8 protein-coding genes are annotated in these 9,556 nt (G+C 58.3%); 3 read left to right on the plus strand and 5 right to left on the minus strand.

All coding sequences use genetic code 11. From position 1 onward, the window contains the following. The 5 genes from ACK4TM_RS15790 to ACK4TM_RS15810 all read right to left on the minus strand — a co-directional run. Window positions 1–1,354 (minus strand): glycosyltransferase (locus ACK4TM_RS15790; RefSeq protein WP_409702995.1); only part of this gene is annotated, 1,354 nt, incomplete at its 3' end. A gap of 31 nt (window positions 1,355–1,385) precedes the next feature. After that, window positions 1,386–1,829, minus strand: a complete 444-nt coding sequence (locus tag ACK4TM_RS15795; RefSeq protein WP_409702997.1) for an ATP-binding protein — start codon at window positions 1,827–1,829, stop codon at window positions 1,386–1,388. 3 nt (window positions 1,830–1,832) lie between these two features. Beyond that, window positions 1,833–2,174, minus strand: a complete 342-nt coding sequence (locus ACK4TM_RS15800; protein ID WP_409702999.1) for an STAS domain-containing protein — start codon at window positions 2,172–2,174, stop codon at window positions 1,833–1,835. A gap of 3 nt (window positions 2,175–2,177) precedes the next feature. Beyond that, on the minus strand, window positions 2,178–4,112 hold the full coding sequence (locus ACK4TM_RS15805; protein ID WP_409703001.1) for a PP2C family protein-serine/threonine phosphatase: 1,935 nt from the start codon (window positions 4,110–4,112) through the stop codon (window positions 2,178–2,180). A gap of 137 nt (window positions 4,113–4,249) precedes the next feature. Next, window positions 4,250–4,762 carry a GAF domain-containing protein gene (locus ACK4TM_RS15810; protein ID WP_409703003.1) on the minus strand — a complete coding sequence of 171 codons (513 nt, stop codon included), beginning with the start codon at window positions 4,760–4,762 and terminating at the stop codon, window positions 4,250–4,252. 186 nt (window positions 4,763–4,948) lie between these two features. Here ACK4TM_RS15810 and ACK4TM_RS15815 point away from each other — a divergent pair, with 186 nt between their 5' ends. The 3 genes from ACK4TM_RS15815 to fdh all read left to right on the plus strand — a co-directional run bounded on the left by ACK4TM_RS15815 (window position 4,949) and on the right by fdh (window position 9,494). Then, window positions 4,949–5,863 (plus strand): glycoside hydrolase family 5 protein, encoded by a 915-nt coding sequence (locus ACK4TM_RS15815; RefSeq protein WP_409703005.1) that lies wholly within the window; start codon window positions 4,949–4,951, stop codon window positions 5,861–5,863. 209 nt (window positions 5,864–6,072) lie between these two features. Next, complete coding sequence (locus ACK4TM_RS15820; RefSeq protein WP_409703007.1) at window positions 6,073–6,306, plus strand: hypothetical protein; 234 nt, start codon at window positions 6,073–6,075, stop codon at window positions 6,304–6,306. Further along, window positions 6,303–9,494 (plus strand): formate dehydrogenase, encoded by a 3,192-nt coding sequence (gene fdh, locus ACK4TM_RS15825; RefSeq protein WP_409703009.1) that lies wholly within the window; start codon window positions 6,303–6,305, stop codon window positions 9,492–9,494. The genes ACK4TM_RS15820 and fdh overlap by 4 nt, the downstream gene beginning before the upstream one ends. Window positions 9,495–9,556: the final 62 nt, after the last annotated feature.

The following is a 9,556-nucleotide window of genomic DNA, read 5'->3' on the forward strand; positions in this document are numbered from 1 at the left end:
CGATATTCCACAAAGGCGACAGATAGGAATAGAATGTCATCGCATACATCAGCTTTTGCGGGATCGTCAGACCGCGCCGGAAAAGCGGGTTGTCATTGCGCAGGATATCAAGCGTACCGCCAGCATATTTGAACCGCTGTATGGTCCAGCTCAGCAGGTCATTGGGCGATATCATGCGCGAGACAACCGTGGGGTGCATCACGGATTTCCAGCGGCGTTCCCGATCACTGTGCAGCGCAATCGAGGTATAGAGGTCTTCGGACACATGCAGTTTGAACGGCGTGAATTCGATTTCGCGGGCCTGATTGATCCGTGCCGCAGCGCGGACGATTTTCGACAGATCGGTTTCGCCGGTCACGGCCTGCGCCATCCGTTCTGCTTGATCGGCGCTGCTGCCGACCTCGGCGGTCCATGACCGGATCGCGGCTTCCATGATCGCCTCGCGGCGATGGATGGACCCTGCGCCACAACAGAATGACGCATTGGCCCAGTTCCGCCGGTGCTGGATGAAATCGTAAAACAACTGCGGATCGTTGCCGAACGGGTCCTCGCCGATCCGGATCGGGCCGAACAGCCCCTCGATCCGGCGGCCGAGCCAGCCACCAAAGCGGCCCAGACGCCGCGCCAGCACCGCCTCCAGCGGCCGGCCGGGCGGCACGTCCCAGAACCATTGCGGGGTCTGGACCCAGGCGACTTTGGGATCGTTGAAATAACCCAGCGTCTCGCTCAGGAAATTTTCGAATGGGCGCGTATCGGCGTCGAAGATAACCACAAAATCGCCGATTGTATGGTCCATCGCATTGCGCAGATTGCCCGCCTTATAACCTATATTGTCGTTACGCGTGATGTAATTGGCGTTCTCCTGCGCGGCGACAGCCGCCATTTCGGGCCGCCGTCCATCGTCCAGCACATGCACCCGCAGATCGATCGGATGCGGATAGCGCATCTTTTGCGCGTCGCGGATACCCAGCCTGACAAGCTCCGGATCCTCACTGTAGGTGGCGAAGAAGACATCGACGATCACCGGCCGGTCGCTGGGGGGCTTGTCCTCCAACGTGTCGGCCACGCTTGCGGGGACAGCAGCCGGTTTCGGGGATCTTGGCGACCAGAGATTGACCGTGAAAAGGATCAGGCCGACAAATGCCGCCGTTTCCGCGATCACCAGTGGCAAGGACAGCCACAGTGCATCCCAGTTGATCGACGCCGTCCAACGCCACCACAGATACCACACACCGAAGACAAGGCTGGAAGTGCCCAGAAATTGCCAGACAAAGACATGGAACGCGCCATGGTTCGCGTGCTGCCACGGTTCTTGTCTTTCAAAGCGGGTCGCTTTGGGGGTTGGGCTGTGCAATGGCAAAAATTCGACTTTCAAAAACCGGGGGTCAGGGGATGTATTTCACCATGCTCAGGATATATTTGTCGTTTGCGGTGCTCAGGATGATTTCATCCATCGACAAAATCATGATCGACAGACCGCGACCGCTTTCTTCCAACCCGGCGATATCGTCGATGTCGAAAGACGCACCGCGTTTGCGGGCCCGGTCAAGCGCGTCTTTGGGCACGACCGGCACGTTATCCACGACATCGACGACAAAGCGCCCCTCGTCAGCCATGGCTGTCACCGTGATCTGGCCCGTGTCACGTCCATTGATGCTGCCGTGCTTTATCGCGTTCGTCACCGCCTCGACCAGAGCAAGCTCTACCGATGCCGCGTCGTCCGCGTCGAGGAATTGCATCGCCAGATCCCTGACCGGCACCGTTACCGCCTGAACTTGATGCAGATCACGTTCCAGCGTCCAGGACGTTTTTGCCGGTGTGAGGGCCATGTGCTATCCTTTCATATCCGCGAGGGCATCGTCGATGGAGGGATACAGCGGGAAAACCTTATCCATGCGGGTAAGTTTCAGCAGTTGCAGCACCGGGCCATTTGCCCCCGACACCACCAAAGTGCCAAGGCCACGCATTTTCTTGATCCCGCCGATCAGCGCGCCAAGGGCCGAACTGTCCATGAAAGCGACCTGCCGCAGGTCAATCACGATCTGTTCATTGCCTGCTTCGATGCGTCCGACAAGAAGATCGCGCAGATCAGGTGCGTTGCTGGCCTCTAACCGCTGTTCCGTGATTTCCAGGACGAGGATCGTATCATCCTGTTTTTCGGAATATTGCAACATTGTTCAAACCCTCTCCGCGATCACAAGGCTCACGTCATCTGACGGGATTCCCGATTCATTCCAGGAAACAACTGACTTTTTAACAATATCAACCAAAACATCTGTGCTGCACGCGGCATTATCGCGCAGCAACTGGATAAGCCGTTCTTCTGAATAGATTTCCCCTTCAGAGTTGAAGTTTTCATAGATACCGTCGGAAAAGACAAGCAATCTATCGCCATGTTCGAAAGGAAATTCGATCAGCTCGTAATCGGCGTCGCCGATCACCCCGATGGGCAGCCCCGCATTCCCGAGCCGTGACACCGACCCATCCTTGCGCATCAGCACCGGATGCGGATGGCCCGCCTGCACCAGCCGCGCGACATGGGTACTTGAATCAAACTCCACCAAAAGCGCGGTAAAGTAAGTTAATTCCGGGCTCCAATGGGTGTTCAGAGTCTGAACGGACGCTGCCAGATCGATACCGGATTTGACGCCGCGCAGGGCACGTCTTGCGCTGATATGCGCCGCCATCGATACAAGTCCGGCCGCGGCACCATGTCCGGCAACGTCGATCTGGAACAGACCGACGCGGGTATCGGACAGAGGGATGAAATCATAGGTATCCCCGGCCACGACATGCGATGGCTGGAACAAGGTTGAAAAGCGCATGTGCCCCACATCTTCGGGGCGCGGCAGCAGGGACAATTGCACCTTCGCCGCGGCATCGACCTCGGACTTCAACGTCGCATGCGCCTGGATGATCTGCTCGTTCAGCGCCAGCCGTTCGGTGGCAAGCCTTTCGCGACGCCGGGCCGAAATACGCAGCGCGCGTAATGAGTCGATGACGGAATCCAGATCGCGCAGCAAAAGCCGCCGCTTGGTGATGGGATCAAGCCGACCCGATGCAATGTCATTGATCTTGCGCTGCACATATAGCAACGGCTTTACGATATGCTGCGCGACCAGATAGATCGACAGGCCGAACACGACCACGGCAAAGGCGGTCCACGTCAGAAAATTGCTCAGCCGCGCCCGCGCTGCAGCGCTCTCCGATATCAGATGCGCCTGCGACGTCTGAAACAATCTGGACGTGGTCTGACTGATCAGCGCATCGGCATCGTTCAGCGCCTCGGCCCAGTCCTGACGGGCCGCCTGCAGGTTCGTGTCCTGCGCAATCGCTTCGGCATAATTTTCAAGTGCTGGCTGATAGATCGCGTCAATATAATCGAACAGATCGCTCGCAATCAGGACAGTGTCATTTCTGTAGGCGCTGGAAATATCCGCATAGAACTGATTAATCGCGATCATACGGTCGACACTGCGTTGAATCTGCCACGCGGAAAGCGAGACCATGGCATCGTCTGCGGGGGCAGCCAGCACCAGATCATCGTTAAGCATGCTGCTGACCGACAGAATATAATTTCGGGTGACCTGCACGGCACCCATGGTCGCATCGGGAATCCCGATTTCCTGCAGGATCTGTTCGCGCACCAAAAGCGTTTCGCGCTGAACATCCGCAAAGGCGCCTTCCAGTTCCTGCACCGTCGCCGCAATCTCTCCCGGGACGCCCGTCGTGATGGCGCGGCTAAGTTCCTCTGCGATATCGGACAGTTTTGGTGCTTGTTGCGCGAGCGGGGCAGACAATGGTCGTAGAATATCGTTTTCCGATTTCGCGATTGTTTCTGCCGCGCTGGTCAGAAAAACGACCGCGGCGGACAAATCCCCCAGCAGATCGGCGCTGTCCTGACCCTGTATTCCCAGCAACGCCAGAGCAGAGCGCCCTTCACGAATGGCAAGCACCGCCTCGAACACGTCATTGCGCGCACGGTCGACGACAATCTGATCGCTGGTGTCGTTATAGTACTGGTAGGAACTCTGCACCTGCGGCGCAAGTAATGCGACCAGCACCAGCCCGAATGTCGAAAACAGGACAGCGAGCGTGTTTTTGATATTCATGAACAAACCTTTACAGATAGCATCGTCTTTTTGCCAGTCTGTTACGGCTCTATAGTAGCGGTTGCATGTCTAAAATAAGACAATGACAACTATTACCTATCCAAAAGGATACAATGCAGATCGAAAAGTGACAGATTTCAGGCCGTCGCCGTCAGATGCCTGATCAGGATATACGACGCGCATTCTGCGTATTCCACCAGTTCTGCCCGATCGCTCTGCGTGAAATCATCGCGCGGCGCAGTGTCGATAACGCAAAAGGCCCCAAGTCGGATGCCGTTCATGTAGATTAGCGGTGCGCCCGCATAGAAACGGATGTGCGCATCACCGGTCGTCAGCGGATTGTCGCGAAACCGGTCGTCCTTGGTCGCATCCAAGACGACGAGCACATCATCGCTCAGGATCGTGTAATTGCAAAACGCCACATCGCGTGACGTGCTGTCAAATTCAGTGCCGATCCGCGCCTTGAGAATCTGCAGATCTTCTGTCAGCAGACTGATGGTCGCGAACTTTGATCCGAAACTTGACTGAGCCTCCTCGCAAAGCGCATCAAGCTCTGGTATCCTTGTGGCATTCGCGAAACCCGAAGACTGCAAAAGCCGAAGCCGTTTGGCTTCGTCAGGACCGACAGGAAAAGACGTTTTACGTGCCATGTTGTTCCCGGTGCTGTCGCGCTGCTAAAGGAATCTCGTGTCAAAAATCTGTTAAATCAGGTACGGGTTAATATCAGATTGTCAAGAAATGGACACGGCAAAGTGCTTTTTTCCTTCAAGCTATGCCGTGACGCAGCGCGGAAACCGGCCATTTGCCTTGTGCTTGGTGCCGCCTTGACGTTCGGTATGATGCCCAGCGCCGCGACGACGCATACCGATGGGCTGCCCGTCAACCGCTGCATCAACCTTGGCAATGTCCTTGACGCCCCTTTCGAGGGCGCATGGGGTCCGCATATTTCCACGTTCGATCTGGACTGGCTGGCAGGGGCCGGTTTCGACACGATCCGCCTGCCGGTGCGGTTCGGTGCCCATTGGAACGGGATGATCTGGCCCGGGTTTCTGGCGCGGGTCGAACAGGTGATCGGTCAGGCGCATGACCGCGGCCTGACTGTCATTCTCGACCTGCATCATTTCGATGAATTGATGGACGACCCCGATACCTATGAACCTGCCTTCATCGCGATCTGGACCGAATTGGCGCGGCGACTTGCCCATCATGATGGCAGTTTGATTTTCGAGTTGCTGAACGAACCGCGCGGCCAGATGACGACGCAGCGTGTCATCAGCCTTTATCAGCAGGTGCTGCCGATCATCCGCGACACCAACCCCGACCGGTGGATCATCCTCGGGGGTGGCAATATGAACAGCCGCGACGATATGCGCAGGCTTCCCGATTTCGGCCCGCGCATCGCATTGACGTTTCACTATTACGACCCCTACCCTTTCACGCATCAGCAATCCGCCTGGACCGGCGAGACCTTTCCGCCGACAGGCTGGGGAAGCGCTGAAGAAATCGCGCAGGTCAGATCCGATATCGCCAGCGCGGCTATCCCCGGTTTTCCGGTGTTTCTGGGCGAGTTCGGCGTCGTGCGCGAGGCTGATCCAGCCAGCCGGAACCTCTGGGTCGAAACCGTCCGGCGCGCCGCAGAGGAAAACGGGTTCAGTTGGTGTTACTGGGCTTATGGGGCCGGCTTTGATCTGCGGGATTTCAGTGGCTACGAATGGTATCCCGGGCTTTACGCTGCGCTCATGCATGACTAGCGACCTGCGCTGCCCGAAAACAAAGCACCAGAGCCGTCCAGAAATGCGACAGCGTAATCGCCCGACAAGGCGTTGCATTTCATAAATCTGACGCCGCCACCTCCCCCCAAGTGAGTTCATGTCTCCGCCCCCGAAGCAACGAAACCCAGGAACATTTCAGCCATGCACGATGTTCAGCGCAGATAACCCATTCTTAGTCGGAGCGCGCAATGCAGCATGTCTTTGGTATTCTGACAATCGTGCAGGAGGGGCGGTTCCGGCTTTACGATTCTGACGGACGTACCCTCCATTTCACCTTGGCGCGTGCAGCCCGGACGGCGGGGCAAGATCTGACATTTCTGGCTGCGTGCATGGCACCGATCAGGGTTGATTATGATCAGGTCGCGGGAAGCAGCACGCTGGTCGCCCATCGGATCACGCAAGTGGACAAAGCATCGCCATGAAGCGTCGCACGCAATCACCGCCGCGCAGAATAGCGCATTTCCTGCGCAACTGGTCGCTGCCCCGACAGGCACGCGGTGCCGATCATCGCGACGCAGCCGCCAAAAGCGAAATATCCCACCAGTTGCGGCCACGGTTCGAACAGGCCGATACCACAGGCACAAGTGTATGCCCCTTCTGCGCTGTCGGCTGCTCGACCCGGATGTCCGTGCGCAACGGACAGTTGATCAATGTCGAAGGCAATCCCGACAGCCCGATCAATGCGGGCACGCTGTGTCCCAAAGGCGCGTCGCTGCTGAGCGTGCATACAGCACCGTCACGATTGGCAAAGGTAAAATACCGCGCGCCCCATGCGACCGAATGGGAAGAAAAGCCCCTGGATTGGGCGATGGACAGGATCGCCGCACTGACCAAGAAAACCCGCGATGAAACCTTTGTGCGCAAACTACCTGATGGCACGGTGGTCAATCACACCCTTGGCGTGGCATCGCTGGGTGGCGCGACGCTGGATAACGAAGAGAACTACCTGATCAAGAAGCTGTTCAGCGGCGGGCTTGGCATGGTCTGGATCGAAAATCAGGCCCGGGTCTGCCACTCGAATTCAGTGCCGGGGCTGGGTGCGGCTTACGGGCGGGGTGCCGCAACCATGGCGCAATGGGATTTGGCGAATTCGGATTGTGTCCTGATCATGGGGTCCAATATGGCCGAAGCGCATCCGATTGCATTCCGCTTTGTCATGCAGGCGAAAGAACGCGGCGCAAAGGTGATCCATGTTGATCCGCGCTTTACCCGCACCTCGGCGCTCGCCGACATCCACGCGCCGATCCGTGCCGGTTCTGACATCGCGTTTCTGGGCGGCATGGTACGCTATCTGCTGGAAAACGATCTTTGGTTCCGCGACTATGCATTGGCTTATACCAACCTCGCGACCATCATCGATAATGACTTCCACAGTCCGTCAGAAGACCCGTCAGACCTGTTTTCCGGATGGAACGCGCAAAAGGAAAGCTATGATCAGGATACCTGGCAATACCGGGGTTTCACCGTGCCTTCAGCGCTGGCGGAACATTACCTTGATACCGCCGAATCCTTTTCCGAGATGAGCAGCCGCCTGCATGATCACGCGCCGCATCAGGACCCCACATTGCAGCATCCGATGTGCGTCTATCAGATTCTACGCCGCCATTATGCGCCCTATACCCCTGAGATGGTGGAACAGGTGACTGGCTGCCCAAAGGACAAGTTCCTGCAGATCGCCGACCTTCTGGCAAGAAACGCGGGCCCGGAAAAAACCGGCGCGATCTGCTATGCCGTGGGATGGAACCACCACACGACCGGCGTGCAGATGATCCGTGCTGGCGGCATCGTCCAGTCGCTGCTGGGGAATATCGGGCGTCCCGGCGGTGGTATTGTGGCGCTGCGCGGGCATTGTTCCATTCAGGGATCGACGGATATCCCGACGCTTTACAACATGCTGCCCAGCTATCTGCCGCAGCCCAATGCGTTCAAGCCGCAGGCAAGGCATTTCGATCAGTTTCTGGATGACGAAACCATCCCCACCGGCTGGTGGCACAATTTTCCCAAATACATGGTCAGCCTTTTGCGCGCCTGGTACGGCGACGCTGTCGGGCCACAGAATGAATGGGGGTTTCACTGGCTGCCCAAGATCGTCGGCGATCATTCACAGCTTGCCATGACGCTGGCGATGAACGACGGGCTGATCAAGGGCCTGTTCCTGTTGGGGCAGAATGCGGTCGTCGGCGGGTCCAACAGCAAGATGGTCCAGCGCGGACTTGCGCAACTGGACTGGCTGGTGGTGCGCGATACCGACATGGTCGAAAGCGCGAATTTCTGGCAAAAAGGCCATCTGATCCGTGACGGCGAGATGCAGCCAGAGGATATCGGAACCGAGATTTTTCTGATGCCAGCCGAACTTGCCGGCGAAAAGGAAGGCACGTTCACCAACACCCACCGCCTTGTGCAATGGCACGACAAGGTGATCGACGGACCCGGCGACAGCCGGTCAGAGCTTTGGTTCATGTATCACCTAGGGCAACGGTTGAAGGCGCTTTATGCCGACAGCACTGCCGAACAGGATGCACCGATCCGCAATCTCACGCTGGATTATCCGGTCAAGACAGACCGCGGCGACATAGATGCCGAAGCCGTCCTGCGCGAGATCAGCGGCTATACTTGGCCCGACCGCACCCAGCTATCCGATTTTCAGGCACTGAAGGACGACGGCAGCACCGCCTGCGGTTCCTGGCTCTACTGCGGCGCCCACCCCGAAAAAGACCGCAACCAGACCCGCCGCCGCAACCCCGACGGCCCGGACGGTCCCGGCACCCATCTTGACTGGGCCTTCGCCTGGCCCGCAAACCGGCGCACTCTCTATAACCGCGCCTCTGCCGACCCAGAGGGGCAACCATGGTCAGAGCGCAAAAGGCTGGTCTGGTGGGACGCCGACGAACAAAGTTGGACCGGCGATGATGCCGTCGATTTCCCCCCTGACAAGGCACCGGATTATCGCCCCGACTGGGACACGAAGCCCGCAGGAATGGACGCGATCCGCGGCGATGAGCCATTCATCATGATGCCGGATGGGCGCGCGCATATCTATTCGCCATCCGGCCTGAAGGACGGACCTTTGCCCGCGCATTACGAACCGGTCGAAAGCCCCGGTGAAAACCTGTTGCACCCCGCGCAGCGCGAAAGCCCGGTCGCCAAGAAATTCGCGCGCAAGGTAAACCCCCTGCATCCGCCGGGCGATGCGCGTTATCCGCATGTGCTGACGACCTACCGGCTGACCGAACATCATTGCGCCGGCACGCCCACACGCAGCACCCCGTCAACGGCAGAACTGCAGCCCGAGGGATTTGCCGAAATTCCGCCCGAACTGGCGCGCGATATCGGTGTCGCCTCGCTTGGCTGGGTCACAATCTCGACGGCGCGCGGCGCGATCGAAACGCGCGCCCTGGTCACCCGGCGTCTGCGCCCGCTGCGGATGGACGGGCGGCAAATCTATCAGATCGGGATGCCATGGCACTTTGGCTGGGAAGGCATGGCAACAGGCGACATCGCCAATGTGCTGACCGCGGCAGTCGGCGACCCCAACACATCGATGCACGAAAACAAGGCCCTGACCTGCGCGATCCGCGCCGGCCGGCTGTCAGAAGGGAGGGCCGGATGAGCTTTGATCTGCCCCGGAGGGATGACGATACGGCAGAGGATACGATAAAGCCCGGTCGTGCC

Origin of the sequence: Yoonia sp., from assembly GCF_046292185.1 — a bacterium.
GTDB lineage: Bacteria > Pseudomonadota > Alphaproteobacteria > Rhodobacterales > Rhodobacteraceae > Yoonia.

Bases quoted from the DNA above. Each gene is read 5' to 3' on its own strand.
- ACK4TM_RS15810 (WP_409703003.1), bottom strand. From the start codon at position 4,762: ATGGCACGTAAAACGTCTTTTCCTGTCGGTCCTGACGAAGCCAAACGG.
- ACK4TM_RS15800 (WP_409702999.1), bottom strand. From the start codon at position 2,174: ATGTTGCAATATTCCGAAAAACAGGATGATACGATCCTCGTCCTGGAA.
- ACK4TM_RS15815 (WP_409703005.1), top strand. From the start codon at position 4,949: ATGATGCCCAGCGCCGCGACGACGCATACCGATGGGCTGCCCGTCAAC.
- ACK4TM_RS15820 (WP_409703007.1), top strand. From the start codon at position 6,073: ATGCAGCATGTCTTTGGTATTCTGACAATCGTGCAGGAGGGGCGGTTC.
- ACK4TM_RS15795 (WP_409702997.1), bottom strand. From the start codon at position 1,829: ATGGCCCTCACACCGGCAAAAACGTCCTGGACGCTGGAACGTGATCTG.
- ACK4TM_RS15805 (WP_409703001.1), bottom strand. From the start codon at position 4,112: ATGAATATCAAAAACACGCTCGCTGTCCTGTTTTCGACATTCGGGCTG.
- fdh (WP_409703009.1), top strand. From the start codon at position 6,303: ATGAAGCGTCGCACGCAATCACCGCCGCGCAGAATAGCGCATTTCCTG.